18 protein-coding genes are annotated in these 17552 nt (G+C 64.9%); 5 read left to right on the top strand and 13 right to left on the bottom strand.

Annotated elements, in window-relative coordinates; genetic code table 11:
* Window positions 1-30: 30 nt before the first annotated feature.
* From ttcA to B7X65_RS11030, 3 genes are read right to left on the bottom strand one after another with little or no spacing between them, the layout of a single operon-like run.
* The gene (ttcA, locus tag B7X65_RS11040) at window positions 31-951 is read right to left on the bottom strand and encodes a tRNA 2-thiocytidine(32) synthetase TtcA (protein ID WP_293594466.1); all 921 of its coding nucleotides are present in this window, start codon (window positions 949-951) and stop codon (window positions 31-33) included.
* 51 nt (window positions 952-1002) lie between these two features.
* Window positions 1003-1374, bottom strand: a complete 372-nt coding sequence (locus tag B7X65_RS11035) for a dihydroneopterin aldolase (protein WP_293594465.1) — start codon at window positions 1372-1374, stop codon at window positions 1003-1005.
* A 52-nt stretch (window positions 1375-1426) separates the two neighbouring features.
* Window positions 1427-2221, bottom strand: coding sequence for an SDR family oxidoreductase (locus tag B7X65_RS11030; RefSeq protein ID WP_293594344.1), 795 nt, complete (start codon window positions 2219-2221; stop codon window positions 1427-1429).
* A gap of 66 nt (window positions 2222-2287) precedes the next feature.
* Between B7X65_RS11030 and B7X65_RS11025 the strand changes: the two genes are divergently transcribed.
* The 3 genes from B7X65_RS11025 (at window position 2288) to B7X65_RS11015 (ending at window position 5332) form a co-directional block, all read left to right on the top strand.
* Window positions 2288-3409: an SAM-dependent methyltransferase gene (locus B7X65_RS11025; protein ID WP_293594343.1), complete on the top strand. Its 1122-nt coding sequence runs from the start codon at window positions 2288-2290 to the stop codon at window positions 3407-3409.
* A 719-nt stretch (window positions 3410-4128) separates the two neighbouring features.
* Window positions 4129-4323, top strand: a complete 195-nt coding sequence (locus tag B7X65_RS11020; RefSeq protein WP_293594342.1) for a DUF2905 domain-containing protein — start codon at window positions 4129-4131, stop codon at window positions 4321-4323.
* 10 nt (window positions 4324-4333) lie between these two features.
* On the top strand, window positions 4334-5332 hold the full coding sequence (locus tag B7X65_RS11015; protein WP_293594341.1) for an ROK family protein: 999 nt from the start codon (window positions 4334-4336) through the stop codon (window positions 5330-5332).
* Window positions 5333-5348: 16 nt separating this feature from the next.
* Here the strand turns inward: B7X65_RS11015 and B7X65_RS11010 are convergent, their stop codons facing one another.
* The 8 genes from B7X65_RS11010 to B7X65_RS10975 form a co-directional block, all read right to left on the bottom strand.
* Window positions 5349-5750: a hypothetical protein gene (locus B7X65_RS11010; RefSeq protein ID WP_293594340.1), complete on the bottom strand. Its 402-nt coding sequence runs from the start codon at window positions 5748-5750 to the stop codon at window positions 5349-5351.
* Window positions 5751-5824: 74 nt separating this feature from the next.
* Window positions 5825-7207, bottom strand: coding sequence for an alpha,alpha-trehalose-phosphate synthase (UDP-forming) (gene otsA / locus B7X65_RS11005; protein WP_293594339.1), 1383 nt, complete (start codon window positions 7205-7207; stop codon window positions 5825-5827).
* Window positions 7208-7385: 178 nt separating this feature from the next.
* Entirely contained in the window at window positions 7386-9206 is a 1821-nt protein-coding gene (locus tag B7X65_RS11000) for a glycoside hydrolase family 15 protein (RefSeq protein WP_293594338.1), read from the bottom strand.
* Complete coding sequence (gene otsB / locus B7X65_RS10995) at window positions 9203-9964, bottom strand: trehalose-phosphatase (RefSeq protein ID WP_293594337.1); 762 nt, start codon at window positions 9962-9964, stop codon at window positions 9203-9205. Before otsB ends, B7X65_RS11000 begins: the two co-directional genes overlap by 4 nt.
* 95 nt (window positions 9965-10059) lie before the next feature.
* Window positions 10060-11355, bottom strand: a complete 1296-nt coding sequence (locus B7X65_RS10990; RefSeq protein WP_293594336.1) for a multifunctional CCA addition/repair protein — start codon at window positions 11353-11355, stop codon at window positions 10060-10062.
* Between the two features lie 43 nt (window positions 11356-11398).
* The gene (locus B7X65_RS10985; RefSeq protein ID WP_293594464.1) at window positions 11399-11704 is read right to left on the bottom strand and encodes an NIPSNAP family protein; all 306 of its coding nucleotides are present in this window, start codon (window positions 11702-11704) and stop codon (window positions 11399-11401) included.
* Window positions 11705-11721: 17 nt separating this feature from the next.
* On the bottom strand, window positions 11722-12405 hold the full coding sequence (locus B7X65_RS10980; protein WP_293594335.1) for a glutathione S-transferase family protein: 684 nt from the start codon (window positions 12403-12405) through the stop codon (window positions 11722-11724).
* 108 nt (window positions 12406-12513) lie between these two features.
* A complete protein-coding gene (locus tag B7X65_RS10975; protein ID WP_293594334.1) occupies window positions 12514-13503 on the bottom strand; it encodes a complex I NDUFA9 subunit family protein in 990 nt (329 codons plus the stop codon).
* 137 nt (window positions 13504-13640) lie between these two features.
* Here B7X65_RS10975 and B7X65_RS10970 point away from each other — a divergent pair, with 137 nt between their 5' ends.
* A complete protein-coding gene (locus B7X65_RS10970; protein ID WP_293594333.1) occupies window positions 13641-14084 on the top strand; it encodes a hemerythrin domain-containing protein in 444 nt (147 codons plus the stop codon).
* A gap of 9 nt (window positions 14085-14093) precedes the next feature.
* On the opposite strand, the gene B7X65_RS10965 is transcribed toward B7X65_RS10970, so the two are convergent.
* Together B7X65_RS10965 and B7X65_RS10960 are read right to left on the bottom strand one after the other, a co-directional pair.
* The gene (locus B7X65_RS10965; protein WP_293594332.1) at window positions 14094-14624 is read right to left on the bottom strand and encodes an MgtC/SapB family protein; all 531 of its coding nucleotides are present in this window, start codon (window positions 14622-14624) and stop codon (window positions 14094-14096) included.
* A 113-nt stretch (window positions 14625-14737) separates the two neighbouring features.
* The gene (locus B7X65_RS10960) at window positions 14738-16774 is read right to left on the bottom strand and encodes a lytic transglycosylase domain-containing protein (RefSeq protein WP_293594331.1); all 2037 of its coding nucleotides are present in this window, start codon (window positions 16772-16774) and stop codon (window positions 14738-14740) included.
* 9 nt (window positions 16775-16783) lie between these two features.
* Between B7X65_RS10960 and B7X65_RS10955 the strand changes: the two genes are divergently transcribed.
* Entirely contained in the window at window positions 16784-17422 is a 639-nt protein-coding gene (locus B7X65_RS10955) for a 5-formyltetrahydrofolate cyclo-ligase (RefSeq protein WP_293594330.1), read from the top strand.
* The last annotated feature ends 130 nt before the right edge of the window (window positions 17423-17552 follow it).

The raw sequence follows: 17552 nt of genomic DNA, 5'->3' as shown, positions 1-17552 counted from the left end.
AGGCCTCCAGGTCTGAATGACTTGTAAAACTTACAGCGTCACGACGCCCAGCCCGGGCCGGACGGGTTCAAAAAACTCTTCCATGTCAAAGGCCTTGTCACCTTCCGGGTCCGGCATGCCGGTGCTGCGTATGCCCTTGAAGTCGTGCTGCTTGCCGTCCATCAGGTGCGAGGGCACGACGTTTTGCAGCGAGGTGAACATGTTCTCCAGGCGGCCCGGAAACTTCTTGTCCCATTCGCGCAGCATGTTGCCGACCTGCACGCGCTGCAGGTTCTGCTGGCTGCCGCACAGCGTGCACGGAATGATCGGAAAGTCGCGCACCTGCGCCCACTTGATGAGGTCCTTCTCAGGCACATAGGCCATGGGCCGGATCACCACGTGTTTGCCGGTGTCGCTGACCAGCTTGGGCGGCATGCCCTTGAGGCGGGAGGCAAAAAACATGTTCAGAAAGAAGGTCTGCAGCATGTCGTCGCGGTGGTGGCCCAGCGCGATCTTGGTGGCGCCCAGCTCTTCGGCGACCCGGTACAGAATGCCGCGGCGCAGGCGCGAACACAGCGAACACATGGTCTTGCCCTCGGGGATCACGCGCTTGACGATGCTGTAGGTGTCCTGCGTCTCGATGTGGAAAGGCACGCCGAGTTTTTCCAGGTATTGCGGCAGGATGTGGTCGGGAAAGCCGGGTTGCTTCTGGTCGAGGTTGACGGCGATCAGCTCGAAGTTGATGGGTGCGCGTTTTTGCAGCTTGAGCAGGATGTCCAGCATCGCGTAGCTGTCCTTGCCGCCCGAGACGCAAACCATGACCTTGTCGCCTTCCTCGATCATGTTGAAGTCCACAATCGCGCGGCCGACCTCGCGGCACAGGCGTTTTTCGAGCTTGTGTTCCTCGCGTTCTATCTTCAGGCCCGCTTTGGCCGTGGCCGCCGCTTCTTCACCGGCTGCGTCATTCGTCATTTCATTCAATACGGCACTCATGGATTTACCTCAGGTTGTCGGTGTGGTGCTTCACCACTGGCCGGTCTCGACGCGAATGGCCACTTCGCAGTCGTCAAAAATTTCAAGTTTGGCAATTTTCACGCGCACACCCAGCACGCCGGGCAGCAGCATCAGCCGGTGCGCCAGCTTGCCGATCAGGCTTTCCAGCAGGTTCACATGTTCGGCCGTGCATTCGTTGATGATGATCTGGCGCACCTTGCGGTAGTCCAGCACATGGTGGATGTCGTCGTCGCTGGGCAGCAGCGGCTGCGTGCCGAGGTTGAGTTCGGCGTCCACCTGGATCGGTTGCGGCGCGTTTTTTTCCTGCTCCAGGATGCCGAGGTTGGCGTCGAAGCGCAGGCCGGTCAGCGTCAGGATCTGGGTGCCACGGGTGTTGAACATGGTGAAGTCAGTCTGCATGGAGGGCAAGAGGTGGCGGTGTAGGAGGGTGCGCTCACATCAGTGAGAAATCGCGCTCGAATTTCAGCAGGTGCTGTCCGCCGTCCACCAGCAGCGTGGTGCCGGTGATGGAGGCATTGTCCAGCGCGAACTTGACGGTGGCCACCACGTCGGCCGCGCTGGACGAACGGCCCAGCGGCGAGAGTTTGTGCAGGGCCTGGAATTTTTCGTCACTCAGCAGGTGGCTGGTCAGTGTCAGCCCGGGGGCCACCCCCACCACGCGCAGCTGCGGCGCCAGCGCGATGGCCAGCATGGTGTTGGCGGCTTCGAGCGCCGCCTTGGACAGGGTGTAGCTGAAAAAGTCCGGATTCTGGTTCCAGAGCTTCTGGTCCAGCAGGTTGATCACTGCAAACCGGCCGATTGGCTCAGGCGCCGCCCCGGCGGCCTGCCGCGCCAGCACGTGGGCGTGCAGGGCCTGCGCCAGCACAATCGCCGCGCCGGTGTTGCTGCGCATGTGTTTTTCAAGCGACGCAAAACCGAAGCTGGCGGCGCTGTCATGTTCGAAGGTGGAGGCGTTGTTGACCACCGCATCGACCTGGCCGAAGTGGTTGATCACCTGCGGCAGCAGGCTGCGGACCGCGGCCTCGTCCTCCAGTTCACAGCAAAAAGAGGCTGCATCCCCCGCCAGTTGTGCGCAGTCTGCTACTGTTTTAATAGCATCCTCTTCCGAGCTCCGGTAGTGCACGGCCACGCGCCAGCCGCTGGCTGCCAGCGCAAGCGCGATCTCGCGGCCCAGTCGCCTGGCGGCGCCGGTAACGAGAACAACAGGAGCGGGAGACGCTGGGTTCATCTGGTGAAGGCTGGGGGTGCTGGGGACAGGGCAATCGCCGACAATCCGGGGGTGAGCACCTCCCCCATGACGATACCCCCTAGTTTAACGAGCCCCCTGGCCGCCCACATCCGCGGGGCCATAAGCGCCGCCGGTGGCTGGATCGGTTTTGACCGTTTCATGGCCATGGCCCTGTACACCCCGGGTCTGGGCTATTACGCCCGCGACGCGCGCCAGTTCGGCCTCATGCCCGCCGGCGTGAAGGGCGGCGGCAGCGATTTTGTCACCGCGCCCGAGCTTTCCCCGCGTTTTGGCCAGGCGCTGGCACGGCAACTGGCGCAGGCCTTGGCGGCCACCGGGACCACGGAGGTCTGGGAGTTCGGCGCGGGTTCCGGCGCGCTGGCGCAGCAGCTGCTCGAGGCCTTGGGCACGCAAATTCGGCGTTACACGATTGTGGATCTCTCCGGCAGCCTGCAGGCGCGACAGCGCGAGCGCCTGGCCGCCTGGGGCGACACCGTGCAGTGGGTCAGCGAATTGCCGGCGCAGATGCAGGGTGTGGTGGTCGGCAACGAGGTGCTGGACGCCATGCCGGTGCAGTTGCTGGCCCGCGTGGACGGCGCCTGGCAGGAGCGCGGCGTCGCCGTTGATAACGGCATGTTTGTGCCGGCCGACCAGCCGACCGCCCTGCGGCCGCCGCTCGACGTGGCGGGCAGCCACGACTACCTGACCGAGATCCACCCGCAGGCCGAGGCGTTTGTGCGCACCCTGGCCGACCGGCTGCAGGCCGGCGCGGTGTTTCTGCTGGACTACGGTTTCCCCGAACACGAGTATTACCACCCGCAGCGCAGCATGGGCACGGTCATGTGCCACCGCGCTCACCTGGCTGACGCCGATGCGCTGCAGGACGTTGGCGAGAAAGACATCACCGCGCACGTCAACTTCAGTGGCATCGCGCTGGCCGGGCAGGACGCCGGTTTCCAGGTGCTGGGTTACACCAGCCAGGCGCGTTTTCTGCTCAATTGCGGTGTGCTGGACGGCATGGACGATGCGCCGCTGGCCGAACGCGTCATGGTGCAGAAACTAATCAATGAACATGAAATGGGTGAGTTGTTCAAGGTCATCGGTTTTGCCGTGGACTCGAAGGACTGTCCGTGGAATGGGTGGCAGGCGCTGGGGTTTGCGCTAGGGGACAGGAGCCATACCTTGTAGCGGGTTGCCGTTTCGAGCTGTTTGGGCTGAGCTTGTTGAAGTCTTCTTTGCTTCTGCTGTTGGAGGTTTGCCAGCAAGCCGGGGGTTGCCCGGCGGCAACTTACTTTCTTTTTGCGTCGCCAAAAAGAAAGTAAGCAAAGAAAAAGGCGACCCTGCTGTCTGCGTCCCCCTTCGCTGACGCTACGGGGGCAACCTGCGGTGCTCGGTCCAGCCGGGGTCGAGCTCGAACTCGCTACGCTCAGACAATCGCTCGCCCTGATCCGGCTGGACCTCCGCTCCTCGGCGCAGCCAGAAGGGTGGTGGGGACGGGATCGGAAGCGGAGCCGGATACGGATACGGATACGGATACGGATACGGAATCGGACTCCGGCGAGGACGCGCAAAGCGCGTCCTCGCCTCCCCGCATCCGCATTTGTATTCGTTTCCTCCACCCGTCGGGCTGGGCCGAGGAGCGCAGGCAAAAGCGGATCAGGGCTCGCGATTGTCTGAGCCGAAGGCGAGTTCGAGCGAGCCCCCGCTTTTACCGAGCACCGGAGGTTGCCCGTAGCGAAGCGGAGGGACCCAGACCATCGGGTCGCCTTTCTTTTGGGTACTTTTCTTTGGCGAAGCAAAGACAAAGTGCCTCGCCCGCCGGGGCGAGACCCGGCTTGCAGGCAAGCAACTGCAGCTCGCAACAACCCGGCAACGCGGCGCAAGGCGCTTGCCTCTAAACTAGCCCCATGATTCGCTGGATGCTGGTGATTTTCCTGGCGCTGATCTTCATCAGCTGGTTCACGCCCCTGCTGCACAAGCTGGGCTTTGGCAAACTGCCGGGCGACTTGCGCTTCAAACTGTTTGGGCGCGAATGGTTCATTCCGCTGACGACCACCATTGTCCTGAGCCTGGTGGCCAGCCTCATCAGCCAGATGATTTGAACCGCCTGCCATGAACAGCCCTCTACCGACCGCTCCGCCCTTCGCCGGGCCCGACATTCGCCTGCCTGCCGGCGCCGCCCCGGTGGCCTGCGTGGACATAGGCGGCACCAAGGTGTCGGTTGCCGTGGTCGATCAGCGCGGCATTCTGGGCCGGCGGGTGGAGCCGACCGCCAAGGAGGGCGTCAGCGATGCGCTGGCGCGGCAGGTGCTGCGCATGATCGGGGAAAGCAGCGTGGCGGCGCAGATCCGCTGCGAGGACCTGGCGGCCGTCGGCGTGGCGTCCTGCGGGCCCTTTGTGCTGAACGATGGCCAGGTCGAACTCGCGGCGCCCAACATCTGCGGCGGCTTGGCCGGGGCGGCGCGCGGGCTGCCCAACGACTGGACCACGGCCTTGCTCGAAGCGCCGCTGCGCGAGGTATTCGCCCAGGTGCGTGTTGAAAATGACGGCCTGGCTGCGCTCAAGGCTGAGCGCCGCTGGGGCGCGCTGCAGGGCATGGCGCATTGCGCTTACGTGACCTGGAGCACCGGCATCGGTGTCGGCCTGTGTGTCGACGGGCAGATGCTGCGCGGGAAAAACGGCAACGCCGGCCATGCCGGCCACATGTTCGTCAGCGACAACAACGATGCGCTGTGCGGCTGCGGCAACATCGGCGATGTCGAGGCGCTGGTGGCGGGCAATGCCATGCCGCGGCGTTTTGGCGCGCTCGGGTATGCCGATGCTGCTTCTATTTTGATAGCTGCTCGCGCAGGAGAGACGGGCGCTGTGGCCATTGTTAATGATCTATGCCGGGTGATGGGCCGGGCCCTGTACAACCTGGTCGTGACGCTGGACCTGCAGCGCATCAGCATCGGCGGCAGCGTGTTCTGGCACCACCGCGATTACCTGCTGCCGCGTCTGCAGGCCCACATCAGGGGCAGGCTGCCGGCGCTGACGGACGGGTTTGTGCTGGTGCCGGCCGGCCTGCAGGACCGGGTCGGCGACTACGCGGCGCTGGCGCTGGTGGTCTGAAGAAGCCGCCCGGGTTTCAGGGAATCAGCGTCCAGGGCTCGCCGCATTTGCGGCACTTGACGAGAACCTGACCGCTGCGGTGGTCTTCCTCGACAACATCGAGCCGGCCGTATTCGGCGCATTTCGGGCAATTGGCCTGGTCGGCCACGGTTTCGGCATGCAGCAGCAGGTACAGGTAGCGACGCAGGGCCCACAGTCCCACCGCGCCGCTGATGATGAACAGGACCACGTCCACCAGCTTTTCGGTGAGGGTGCCGCCCTGAAAAAGCTCCAGCGTGGCCATCAGGGCAATCGTGCACAGCAGGGCCAGCAGCATGTGGGCATGGCTGGACATCAGCTCGTGTTCATACCATTTGCGAAAGCCCACCTTGCGTATGCCGTCGGCCAAGGAGCGGTTGAGGTAATTGCGTTTGACCATGTCAGTTCAATTCATGACTGAATGGTTGCACATTTCCGGCTTGTCTGCCAGCAGTGCGCCAGAAGGCGCTTGTTCTATTCGGGGGTGGTGCCGGCCAGGGTTTGCAGAAAGGTCTGGCGCCACCAGTGCACATCCTGGCTACGGATGCGCTCGAGCAGCGCCTGGTGCCGCCGCTGGCGCTCGTGCAGCGGCATCTGCAGTGCCAGCTGGATGCTCTCGGCCGTGCCGTGGGTGTCGTAGGGGTTGACCAGCAGCGCTTCCTTGAGCTGTTCGGCCGCGCCCGCAAAACGTGACAGCACCAGCACGCCGGGGTCGGCCGGGTCCTGCGCCGCAATGAACTCCTTGGCGACCAGGTTCATGCCGTCGCGCAGCGGCGTGACCAGGGCCACACTGGCCACGCGGTACAGGCCGGGCAGGCGCTTGCGCGCCACGTTGCGGTGGATGTAGCGCACCGGCATCCAGTCCAGCTCGCCATAGTCGCCATTGATGGCGCCGCACAGGCTCTCCAGTTCCTGGCGCAGGCCGCTGTAGGTGTCGAGGGCCTCGCGGCTGGGTGAGGCGATCTGGATCAGCGTTGCGCTGTTGAGGTTCTCCGGGTACATCTTCAGCAACTGCCTGAAGGCACGCAGGCGCTGCGGCAGGCCCTTGGAGTAATCCAGCCGCTCCACGCCCAGCAACAGACGGCGCCGCGAGTATTCTTCCTTCATGCGCTCGTACATCTCGCGCGCTTCCTTGCCATGCGTGAGGGCCGCAAATTCATCGACATCGATGCCAATCGGAAAGGCCTGCGCGTGCACCGTGCGCCCGAAGGCGCGGAACTGGTGTTTGTCCAGGGCTTCGGCGCCCGCCTCCTGGCCGACATAACGCGAGAAGTGGTCCACATCCGCCTGGCTCTGGAAGCCCACCAGGTCATAGGAAAACAGCGAGCGGATCAGCCATTCATGTTGGGGCACGGCCGCGAGGATCAGCGGTGGCGGCAGCGGGATGTGCAGGAAGAAGCCGATGCGGTTCTTGCAGCCCATCGCGCGCAGTTCGGCCGCCAGCGGGATCAGGTGGTAGTCGTGCACCCAGATGGTGTCGTCGGGCCGCAGCAGCGGCATCAGCTTGTGCGCCAGCATCTGGTTGACACGGCGGTAGCCACCGATGAAGCCGGCATCGAAGTCGGCCAGATCCAGCCGGTAATGAAACACCGGCCAGAGCACGCCGTTGGTGTAACCCAGGTAATAACTGTCGTGGTCTTCGCGGCACAGGTCCACCGTGGTCAGCGTCACATTGCCGGCCTGCTGGGTGTGCATCTCGCCTTCACCGGGCGTGCCGCCTTCGACAATCGTCCCGCTCCAGCCGAACCACAGACCGCCGTTGGCGGACAGCGCATCGCCCAGGGCCACCGCCAGGCCGCCGGCGGCCGTCTTGCGCGGATCCGCGACGCGGTTGGAGACCACCACAAGTCTGCTCATATGGCACAACTTTCACCAGCCGCGGATACCACGGAACCGGCTTTGCCGGGCCGTAGGTATCGCCCCCGGCAAGGGGGGAAGGGACTACACGCAGTGAGTCTCCGACGGGGGTGTGCCGATGACTCAAGGGGGGAAGGGGCTACACGCAGTGAGCCGCCGACGGGGGTGAGCCATCCCTTCATACCTGGCTATCCCAGGGCGCAGAGAGGCGCACGGCGGCGTTGATGAGGCCGACCATGGAGTAGGTTTGCGGGAAGTTGCCCCACATCTCGCCGGTCACGGGATGCGTGTCTTCCGACAGCAGGCCGAGGTGGTTGCGCGCAGCCAGCATGGTCTCGAAGATCTCGCGCGCCTGTTCCTTGCGGCCAATGCGCGCCAGCGCATCGATGCGCCAGAAGGTGCAGATGTTGAAGGCGGTCTCGGGTTTGCCGAAGTCGTCGGGCGCTTCGTAACGCCGCATGTAGGGGCCGTCGCACAGGTGTTTTTCCAGCGCGTCCACGGTCGCGACAAAACGCGGGTCTTTCGGGTCGATGAAACCGACCTCGATCATCAGGAGCACGCTGGCGTCGAGGTCGCGCCCGCCGAAACTCTCGGCAAAGGCCTGGCGTTCCTCGCTCCATGATTCGCGCAGGATGCGCTCGCGCATGGTGTTGGCATGGCCGTGCCAGTAGATGGCGCGGTCCGGCTGTTTCAGGGTGACGGCGATCTTGCCAAGACGGTCGCAGGCCGCCCAGCACATCAGGGCCGAGGAGGTGTGCACCCGGGCGCGCGTGCGCAGCTCCCACATGCCGGCGTCGGGCTGGTCGTAGTTGCGCACGGCCTGCTCACCAACCGCTTCCAGCCGCGAAAATTCGGCCTCGCCGGCGCGGTGCAGCAGCCGGTGGTCGTGGAAGGCCTGGGCCGCGCCCAGCACCACGTTGCCGTAGACGTCGTGCTGGAAATGCTCCTGCGCCTGGTTGCCCACGCGCACCGGCCCCATGCCGCGGTAGCCGCTCAGGTGGCCGTGCACCGCCTCGGGCAACTCGCGTTCCAGGCCGATGCCGTACAGCGGCTGGATATGGCCGCCGCCAGCCTGCACCACCACGTTGCTGAGCCAGCGCAGGTAGTCTTCCATGGTGCCGACTTCGGACAGGCTGTTGAGTGCGCGCACCACAAAAAAAGCGTCGCGCAACCAGCAGAAGCGGTAGTCCCAGTTGCGTCCGCTGTTGGGCGCCTCGGGAATGCTGGTGGTCATGGCCGCCACAATCGCGCCGGTGTCTTCAAACAGCGAGAGCTTGAGCGTGATGGCCGCGCGTATCACGGCCTCCTGCCACTGCAGCGGAATGTGCAGGCGCTGGCTCCACTTGCGCCAGTAGGAGAGGGTTTCTTCCTCGAACAGGCGCGCGGTGTCGGCAATGCCGTCGGCCAGCGACTCGTCGGCGCCCAGCAGGAAGTTGTGTTCGCGTGTCAGCACAAAGGCTTGCCGGGACAGCAGGTGCGCCAGCGGCGCGTCGGTGTTGAGCCTCAGTGTCAGCGCATCGCCGACATAACGCAGGTGGTTGCTGCCCTGGGTCACCACCGGCCGGCTCCGGCCCCAGTCGTAACGCAGGTCCAGCGAGACCCGGATGCGCGGCGCGCCCTGAATTGGCCGCACGCGCCGCACCAGCGTCATGGGCTTGAAAAAGCGCGAGCGCCGGTAAAAACGCGGCGCGAAGTCGGTGATCTCCACTGCCTGGCCGCTGGTGTCGAAAAGCTGCGTGCGCAGCACGGCGGTGTTCGGTTCGTACCACTGCTTGCTGTGCGAGAAGTTCTCGATCTCGATGGCAAAGGCGCTGCCGTTCTCGCTTGGGTCCAGCAGGGCGTTGAACACCGGGTCGCCGTCGAAACGCGGCAGGCAGCACCAGACAATGCGGCCCCGGGCATCCACCAGCGCGCTGAAGGCGCAGTTGCCGATCACGCCCAGCGACAGTGAGGGCGGCGCGGGTGCAGCGAAGCTGGAGGGATGGACTGGGGTGCTCATGCGTGCCGCCGTTCCGGTCCGTTCGCGCGCGCGGGCGCCCGTGCCGACAGCAGCCATTGGGCCAGTTGCGCCACGTTGTCGCAGCGATGTTTCGCCAGCGTGGGTCCGGGGCCGACCTTGATCGCGTGGCCGCCCATGCGCAGCACCTGTTCGAAGCCGTCCTCGTCGGTGACGTCGTCGCCGGCAAACACCGGAACACGGCCGGCAAACGGCGCTTCGTCCATGAAGGCCGCAATCGCCGTGCCCTTGCTGACCCCAGTGGGCTTCAGGTCGACCACACATTTGCCATGTATAAGCTGCAGCCCCGGGCTGCGTGCCGCGGCCTCGCCCATCACCTGCAGGCACAGGTCTTCCAGGTCGGGGGCGTGCCGGTAGTGCAGGCTCAGGGCCAGATTTTTCCGCTCGAGCTGGAGAGCGGGATGGCGCTGCAGCAGCCCTTCGGCCGCCTGCAGCGCATCGCGCAGATCCGTGGCCGGTGCACTGATCAGGAGACCGTCGGCGTTGCGGCGCTGCCCGCCATGTTCGACCGCTGCCGGCAACTGCAGCGGCGCCAGAAAACTGTCGAGGTCGCTCAGGCGGCGACCCGATACCAGCGCCAGCGCGCCGCCGAGTTGTCCATACAGCGCAGCCAGCGTGCTTGTCAGGGTGGGCGGAATGACTACGGCTTCGGGCCGGGCGGCCAGCTCAACCAGGGTTCCGTCAAAGTCCAGAAAAAGCGCCGTATCCTGCGCGATACGGGGGAGCGTGTCGTAGGGCATGTGCATCGCTTCCTACCTTAGCAGAATTTTTCTGCGACGCCTGTAGGCCGGATTCCCTGCTGGCACAGGCGGCGCTGCAGGACGCCCTGTGCTCGTCAGGCGGACGGGGCTGTAGCGGCAGGCGCCGCTGTACCGTCGATCCACGTCTGGAGGGCCTGCACCCGGGCGGCATGGATCTTGTCGCCGATTTTGGGGCCGCTCAGGCCTGCCGCCTGCGCTGCTTCTGCGATCGACGCCGTCACCACCGCTTGCGCCGCCTGCAAGGCCTGCGCCAGATGCTGCCGCTGCGGATAGGCAGCGTTCGCCAGCCCCAGGCGGCCGCGCGCATCACATTCGCAAGCCAGCAGGATGTCGTCAAAACGTTGCGGCTTGCGAAATGCGTCGCAACGCTCCAGCAAGCGCACCAGAGCGGCCGCACCGAATCCGGCGCTGCGGTGGATGTTGCCGTGTTCGCGTGCCACCACTTCGGCCAGCTCCCGGCATTCGGTGGGCACACGCAGCCGCGCACACAGGCCCTTGAGCAGGCGTGCGCTGCGCTCCTCGTGGCCGATGTGTCTGGGCAGCAGTTCGACCGCTGTGGTGCCCTTGCCGAGGTCGTGGCCCAGGCAGGCGAAACGCACGGCCAGGCTGGCCTGCAGTTGCGCTGCCATGTCCAGCACCATCATCAGGTGCACGCCGGTGTCCACTTCGGGGTGGTACTCGGGGCGTTGCGGCACGCCCCAGAGTTTCTCGACCTCGGGCAGCAGGTGCTGCAGTGCGCCGCAGTCGCGCAGCACCGCGAACATGCGGGACGGCGTGTCCTCCATGAGGCCGCGCGCCAGTTCCTGCCAGACGCGTTCGGCCACCAGGGCATCGACCTCGCCGTGCGCCACCATCTCGCGCATCAGCGCCAGGGTTTCAGGCGCCACCGTGAAGTCGGCGAAGCGCGCGGCAAAACGTGCCAGCCGCAGGATGCGCACCGGGTCCTCGCGAAAGGCGTCGGTGACGTGGCGCAGAACCTTGTCCCGGATGTCCCCCTGTCCGCCGTAGGGATCGATGAGCGCTTCAAGATCAGCCTCAAATCCGGCTCCATCTCTTTGAGGATGTGCGGGAGCTGCTATTGAATTGATAGTAAGGTCGCGGCGTGCAAGGTCTTCCTCCAGCGTCACGTCCGGTGCGGCGTGGATGGCAAAGCCGCGGTAGCCGCGCGCCGTGTTGCGTTCGGTGCGGGCCAGCGCATACTCCTCGCGCGTCTGCGGATGCAGGAACACCGGGAAGTCCTTGCCCACCGGCAGATAGCCCAGGGCGGTCAGTTCGTCGGGCGTTGCGCCGACCACCACCCAGTCATGGTCCTGCACCGGCAGGCCCAGCAAGGCATCGCGCACCGCACCACCGACCATGAAAATTTCCATGGTGGCAGTTTAGCGGTTGGGTTGGCGCCACCCCGCATGCGGATCAGGAAAAGACAGGGCGGAAAAAACTGCGCTCGTAGCTCAGAATGCAGCCCGTTTCTTCGGCGTACCTGAAGGCAGCCTGGCAATCGGGGTCTTCAAAAGACCGCTGCCGGTAACTTTCGTAGGAAGCCAGGCTGTCGAACGTGAACAGCGCCAACGCAATGTTGCTGGCGCCTTCGCCGGGCATGAAGTAGCCGTGGTGTTTTCCGCCAAACTTTTCCACCAGTGGAATCCACAGCTTGCCGTAATGCTCGAATTCCTTGAGCCGGTGGGTGTCGAGGACGTAACGCAGGTAAATCGTGACCATGGTGCTTCTTGCCATGATCAGCGTGAGAACCGGTACGGTTCCTCGAATTCCCGAAAGTCGTTTTCCGCGAGGGCGTCGTCCACCCAGGCCTTGACCCCGGGCAACGCGCTCAGGCGCTCGATGTAGGCATTGATTTCCTGCGGCACCGGCAGGGCATACCTGCTCAGGCGCATGGCAACCGGCGCGAAGTAGGCGTCGGCAATGCTGAATTGCCCGAACAGCAGCGGGCCCTTGTAGCTTGCCAGCAATTCTTCCCACATGGCCACGATGCGCGCGACATCGGCGCGCACCGCGGGTTTGTCGCGCCAGATCAGCCGGCCGGTGTCGCTCAGGTCGGCCTCGATGTTCATGGGGCAGGCGCTGCGCAGGGCGCCAAAGCCGCTGTGCATTTCGGCGCAGATGCTGCGTGCGCGTGCGCGCGCCTTGACGTCGGCGGGCCAGAGCTGTTTGTCCGGGTACTGCTCGGCCAGGTACTCGGCGATTGCCAGCGTGTCCCAGACCGCCAGGTCACCGTCCAGCAGCACCGGCACCTTGCCGACGGGGGTGATGGTACGGATGGCCTGCTTGAAGGTGGACACGGCCTCGAACGAGTCGAAGCGGACCTTGACTTCCTCAAACGCAATGCCGGCCTGCTTGAGCAGCACCCAGGGGCGCATGGACCAGGACGAGTAATTCTTGTTGCCGATGTAGAGTTTGAGCATGGAGTCACCCAGGATGAAAAAGCACCATGCTACCGGGTGGACGCGGTTTCATTGATGCCAAAAGACCGCCTCATTGATGCGGCCCGGGACCAGGAACAAGTTCTAAACCTAAAACCGTCCCGCGGTCTTGCGCTTGAGCGTCAGGTGGCTGCGCAGGCCCCAGCCGTCGCTGAGCGGGCCGAGGTACGTGGGCGCTATCGCTTCCAGCGCTGCCGGCGTGATGCCCAGGGCTTCTAGCCCCGGCAGGTTGCCGCTGGCAATGTTGGGCAGACTCATGGAGTCCAGGTTGTCGCGGCTCATCAGGGGCTCGCCGGGCGCCAGTTCCATCAGGCGCGCCTGCAGGCGGCCGAGTGCCGCCGGCAGCGGGATCACCGGGCGGCCGCGGCCCTCGTTGATGCCGCTCATCCGCCCTGCCAGTTCGACGAGTTGCCTGAGCGTGAAGACGCCCGGACCGCAGGCCTCGAAGGTCTGGTCAACCGTGGCATGGGTGTGGGCGTCCTGCAGGCAATACACGATGGCGCTGGCCACGTCCTCGACCCACACCGGCTGGAACAAGGCGTGGCTGGCTGCCAGCGGAATGACCGGAAATATTTTCTGCAGCCGCGCGAAGGTGTTGAGGAATTTGTCGTCGGCGCCGAACATCACGCTGGGCCGCAACACCGTGAGCTCGAGGGCCGCCGCGTGCAGCGCCACCTCGCCGTGCCCCTTGCTGCGCAGGTACAGGGACGGCGCCACGTCCGGATTGCGCATGTCGGCGCCCAGCGCACTGACATGGACCAGGCGCCGCACACCGATTGCGGTGCAGGCGCGCGCCAGTTTTTCGGGCAACTGCACATGGGTCCGCTGGAAGGCCTCCTGCGTGCCGTGCAGGATGGCAATCAGGTTGACCACCGCATCATGTCCGGCCACCAGCCGGGTCAGCGCCGCCTCGTCATGCACATCGGCCGGCACCACATCCAGGGCGGGCAGCATCTGGATGTCCCTGGCGTTTGCTTCATGCCGGGTCGGCACGGTCACCCGCCACTGCAGTTGCGTGAGTTTCTCGCAGACATGGCGGCCCACAAAACCGGTGCCGCCCAGAATCAGTATTTTTTTCATAGCCAATATTAGACGCCTTCAGGTCGGCCGATGCAAAACAGGCCAGCAAAACCGGGCGTTGTTGTAGGCCCCGGCCTGAACAAATCCCGGCTTGTCGGCCTACACTTTCTTGACGGCGGGCTTTACATAATTGACGAATGAATATTTTTGAAGCCTTGCGCACCAGCCACGACACCCAACGCGAGCTGGCGGACAACCTCATCAAGACCTCGGGAGACAGCAAGGAGCGCGACCTGCTGTTCAAGGAGCTGAAAACCGAACTGGCGGCCCACGCGGCGGCGGAAGAGCGGTTTTTTTACGTGCCGCTGATTGCCCACGACATCACGCAGGAGCCTTCGCGCCACGGCATAGCCGAGCACCATGAAATGGACGAGCTGGTAGAAAAACTGGAGAAGACCGATTTCAGTTCCCCGGCCTGGCTGGCGGTTGCCAAAGAGCTGCACCACAAGGTTTTTCATCACCTGAAGGACGAAGAGCAGGGCATTTTCCAGCTTGCCGGCAAGGTGCTCAGCGAAGCCGAGAAACTGTCGCTGGCCAGGGGCTATGAAGGCGAGTTCGTCTCGCAGCGCCTGAAAGCCTGACCCGGCAATTCAACGCCTCTTGGGGGATGGCGGCTCATCCGCAGCCAGCAAGGGTGCAGGCTTTTCGCTGGACCTGACCACCAGGGGCACCACCGCCAGCACACCCAGGGCCAGCACGGTGCCGAGCACGGCGGTGGACTCGCGTCCCATGCCGGCGGCCACGCCGACTGCCGCCGTCAGCCACAGCCCGGCTGCCGTGGTCAGCCCTTTCACGTCATCGAGCCGGTCACCTTTGAGGATGGTGCCCGCGCAGAGAAAACCCACGCCCGCGGTGATGCCCTGGATGACCCGGCTCAGGTCGTCGGCCGCCATGCCGGCCTGTTGTGCCACCAGCACAAACAGGGCGGCGCCCATGGCCACCAGCATGTGGGTGCGCACGCCCGCTGCCTTGCCCTGGTGCTCGCGCTCCCAGCCGAGCAGGCCGCCCAGCAGGGCCGCCACCAGCAGGCGCAGGACGGCGCGTGTCACCTGGGTCGGGTCGGTCAGGTCCGAGAATTCGGCAACGATGGTGTTGCCGACTTGTTGCCACCACGGGTTCATCTGTGCACTCCAGCCTGGAAAGGAGATGTCACTTTAGCCGGGGAGCACGGGCCGGAACATAGGCCAAAACCTACAAAACCTGTCCCACCCCTTGAGCGGCTGGGACAGGCGCTTCAGGGCATCTTCTCGTCGGGCGGTGGTGCCGAAGCGTCACGCGGCCCCACGCTGCCCAGCCTGGCCTTGAGGGACTGCGGTTGTCCGGTCAGCAGCGCTGCGTAGTTGGTGGTGTTGGACAGCACTTTTTTCACATAGTCGCGCGTCTCGCCAAAAGGCACGTTTTCCGCCCAGATGGCCGCTTCGATCACCGGGCCGTTGCGCCAGCTGCGCGGCCGGCCGGGGCCGGCGTTGTAGGCTGCGGCGGCCAGCGCCATCGAGCCGCCGAAGTCGTCGAGCGCGCGCTTGAGGTAAGCCGTGCCGATCACGATGTTGGTGTCGCGGTCGTTGATCTGGCCCGCGGTGAAACCCGTCAGGCCGATATAACGGGCGGTCTCGCGCGCGGTGGCGGGCATGACCTGCATCAGGCCCGACGCGCCGACGCCGGAGCGCGCATCCATGATGAAACGCGATTCCTGGCGGATCAGGCCATACACATAGGCCGGGTCCAGGTTGATGTCGCGGCTGCGCTGGGCCACCGCTTCACGAAACGGCATGGGGAAACGCTGCTCGAAGTCCATCACCGTCTGGGTGCGTTCGCTGGTGTTGATGCAGCGGTCCCAGATGGCGCGGTCGCAGGCGAACTGTGCGGCAGCCAGCAGCTCGCGCTCACCCATGCCGCCGCGCTGGTGCAGGTTGGTGCTGTAGTTCCATTCGCGCACACCCTCGCTGCGCAGGCCGAGGGCGATGGCATACGCGGCGCGGTTCAGTCCGGGGTGCAGGCGTGCCGCTTCCTTTTCCTCCGGCGTGAGGGGGGCCGGCCGCGGTGGGACGGTGATTTTCTGGCCCAGCTCTTCGAGCGCCAGCTGTTCGTAAAACCCGCGCACCGAGGCAATCGATTGCAGCAGCGCCAGGGCTTCTGCGCGCTGTGGCGGTATCGGCGCGCTGGCGACGGCGGCCGGCGCGTTGCTGAGCAGGGCGCGCGCTTTCCAGTAGACCCAGGTCGGGTCCTTGCGTGCGTCGTCGCTCATGGCGTTGATGGCGCCCAGCACCAGCGGCCAGCGCGGCGTGCTGCCGGCGCGCAGGGCGGCGCGGACCTTCCAGCCCAGCATGTCGTCGCTCAGGTCGGTGTCCTTGCTGACCTTGGCGAAGTACCCGAGCGCGTCGCTGCTGAGCCGGGTCGCCGCCTGCTTGCCGATGGCGCCCCAGACCCAGTTGCGTTCCTCAGCCGTGAGTTGCAGTCCCCATTTGTCTTCGACGAAGCGGGCGGCACCATCTGGGTCGCTGGCGGCGAGCTTGACCAGGGCCAGCACGATGATTTCCTTGCGCACCTGCCGGATGGCAATTACCTTGGTGGCGAGGAATTTCGTCGGGCTGCTGTTGAGTTCGGTCACCAGCCCGAGGGCTTCGGGCGCGATGATCTCGACCGCATCGCGGGCGGCGCGCGGGCGATTGGCCTCCATCGCCAGCCTGGCCTTGATCCACACGTCGTGCGTGGTCAGACTCTTGTTGCCGACCAGCCGCGAGGCCGCCGATGTGCAGCCGTCGCTGGCCTCGCGCTGGGCGTACCAGTTCTTGCGGACCTGGTCGGCGTCGCGCGGAACTGCGGCCGGGTTCGTCAGGCCGTCGACCAGCAACGCGTAGCAACGCACGTCCTTGTCGTCGCCCATGCGGTAGTTCGGGTATTCGGCGGCAAAGGCGCCCCAGTCGCGGCGTTGGCCCAGCAGCAGCAGCCAGTCGTTGCGCAGCCGGTCTTCCTGGTAGCTGCCGGCGTAACGCGCCAGAAAATCCTGCACCTCACGCGCGCCGGCTTCGTCCAGCCGCGCCCGCAGTTCCCAGTAGGCGGCCCAGGGCTCCAGCGCATGGCCCTGGGCCAGCTGCAGCAACTGGGCCAGTCTGGCTTTATCGCCGCGCTTGAAAGCCTTGTTCATCTCCAGCAGCACGTCGTCGCCGCGGGCGGTGCTGCTGGTATGGTTGGTTTGTGCCCAGGCGGGCGCAAGCAGCAGACAGGACGACAGGCCGGAAATCAGGGCCTTCAGAATAAATTTGGATAGCATCGGGTCATTATGGACAAATTAACTGCGCGAAGAGACTTGATTGAACAACGCCTGAGCCTGCCCGATCGGCTACAGCGCGCCGATCTGTTGCAACGGGTCATGCGGATATGGCTGGTGGGCCGCGAGGACGCAGTGATTGGGGCCTACTGGCCGATCAAGGGGGAGTTTGATCCGCTGCCCGCGCTGTACCGCTGGCAGGAAGACGCTATTTTAAGTCAGGAGTCCGAAGGAAATCAAGGTCTGGCCCTTGAGGGACGGGCGGAAGCTGCTACTGAAAACATAGCAAACCGGTCGCCGCGCAAGATCGGCCTGCCGGTGGTGAACAAGGTCCACAAAACCCTGACCTTTCACGCCTGGTACCCCGGCTGCCCGATGGAGGAAGACGCTTACGGCATCCCCAAACCCAAGGACACCGAGATCATCGTGCCGACGCTGCTGTTCGTGCCTTGTGTCGGTTACGGACCGGGTGGCTTTCGCCTCGGTTACGGCGGTGGTTTCTACGACCGCACATTGGCAACGCTGCAGCCCAAACCCTTCACCGTGGGGCTGGGTTACAGCCACGGCTGGCTGCCCGACCTGGCGCCCGAGCCGCATGATGTTGCGCTTGATGCAATCCTTAATGACAAAGGGGTGGTTTGGCCGGTGTGAGTTTGTTTTTTTATTTGCTTCACGCTGCGCCTACGATCCTTTTTGGACAGTAGGACGGACTCCCCACTCCCACCCCTAACCCCTCCCTCGCCCCGCTGGGCGATGGAGGGGGACTTCATTTGGCAACGTG

It is taken from the genome of Polaromonas sp. 39-63-25 (assembly GCF_002278925.1).
Lineage (GTDB): Bacteria > Pseudomonadota > Gammaproteobacteria > Burkholderiales > Burkholderiaceae_C > Polaromonas.
The sequence above is the reverse complement of the archived record's forward strand: the minus strand, read 5'-3'. Positions and strand labels throughout refer to the sequence as shown.

Coding starts and splice junctions, on each gene's coding strand:
- ttcA (WP_293594466.1), bottom strand. CDS start 951: ATGACGAATGACGCAGCCGGTGAAGAAGCGGCGGCCACGGCCAAAGCG.
- B7X65_RS11035 (WP_293594465.1), bottom strand. CDS start 1,374: ATGTTCAACACCCGTGGCACCCAGATCCTGACGCTGACCGGCCTGCGC.
- B7X65_RS11030 (WP_293594344.1), bottom strand. CDS start 2,221: ATGAACCCAGCGTCTCCCGCTCCTGTTGTTCTCGTTACCGGCGCCGCC.
- B7X65_RS11025 (WP_293594343.1), top strand. CDS start 2,288: ATGACGATACCCCCTAGTTTAACGAGCCCCCTGGCCGCCCACATCCGC.
- B7X65_RS11020 (WP_293594342.1), top strand. CDS start 4,129: ATGATTCGCTGGATGCTGGTGATTTTCCTGGCGCTGATCTTCATCAGC.
- B7X65_RS11015 (WP_293594341.1), top strand. CDS start 4,334: ATGAACAGCCCTCTACCGACCGCTCCGCCCTTCGCCGGGCCCGACATT.
- B7X65_RS11010 (WP_293594340.1), bottom strand. CDS start 5,750: ATGGTCAAACGCAATTACCTCAACCGCTCCTTGGCCGACGGCATACGC.
- otsA (WP_293594339.1), bottom strand. CDS start 7,207: ATGAGCAGACTTGTGGTGGTCTCCAACCGCGTCGCGGATCCGCGCAAG.
- B7X65_RS11000 (WP_293594338.1), bottom strand. CDS start 9,206: ATGAGCACCCCAGTCCATCCCTCCAGCTTCGCTGCACCCGCGCCGCCC.
- otsB (WP_293594337.1), bottom strand. CDS start 9,964: ATGCCCTACGACACGCTCCCCCGTATCGCGCAGGATACGGCGCTTTTT.
- B7X65_RS10990 (WP_293594336.1), bottom strand. CDS start 11,355: ATGGAAATTTTCATGGTCGGTGGTGCGGTGCGCGATGCCTTGCTGGGC.
- B7X65_RS10985 (WP_293594464.1), bottom strand. CDS start 11,704: ATGGTCACGATTTACCTGCGTTACGTCCTCGACACCCACCGGCTCAAG.
- B7X65_RS10980 (WP_293594335.1), bottom strand. CDS start 12,405: ATGCTCAAACTCTACATCGGCAACAAGAATTACTCGTCCTGGTCCATG.
- B7X65_RS10975 (WP_293594334.1), bottom strand. CDS start 13,503: ATGAAAAAAATACTGATTCTGGGCGGCACCGGTTTTGTGGGCCGCCAT.
- B7X65_RS10970 (WP_293594333.1), top strand. CDS start 13,641: ATGAATATTTTTGAAGCCTTGCGCACCAGCCACGACACCCAACGCGAG.
- B7X65_RS10965 (WP_293594332.1), bottom strand. CDS start 14,624: ATGAACCCGTGGTGGCAACAAGTCGGCAACACCATCGTTGCCGAATTC.
- B7X65_RS10960 (WP_293594331.1), bottom strand. CDS start 16,774: ATGCTATCCAAATTTATTCTGAAGGCCCTGATTTCCGGCCTGTCGTCC.
- B7X65_RS10955 (WP_293594330.1), top strand. CDS start 16,784: ATGGACAAATTAACTGCGCGAAGAGACTTGATTGAACAACGCCTGAGC.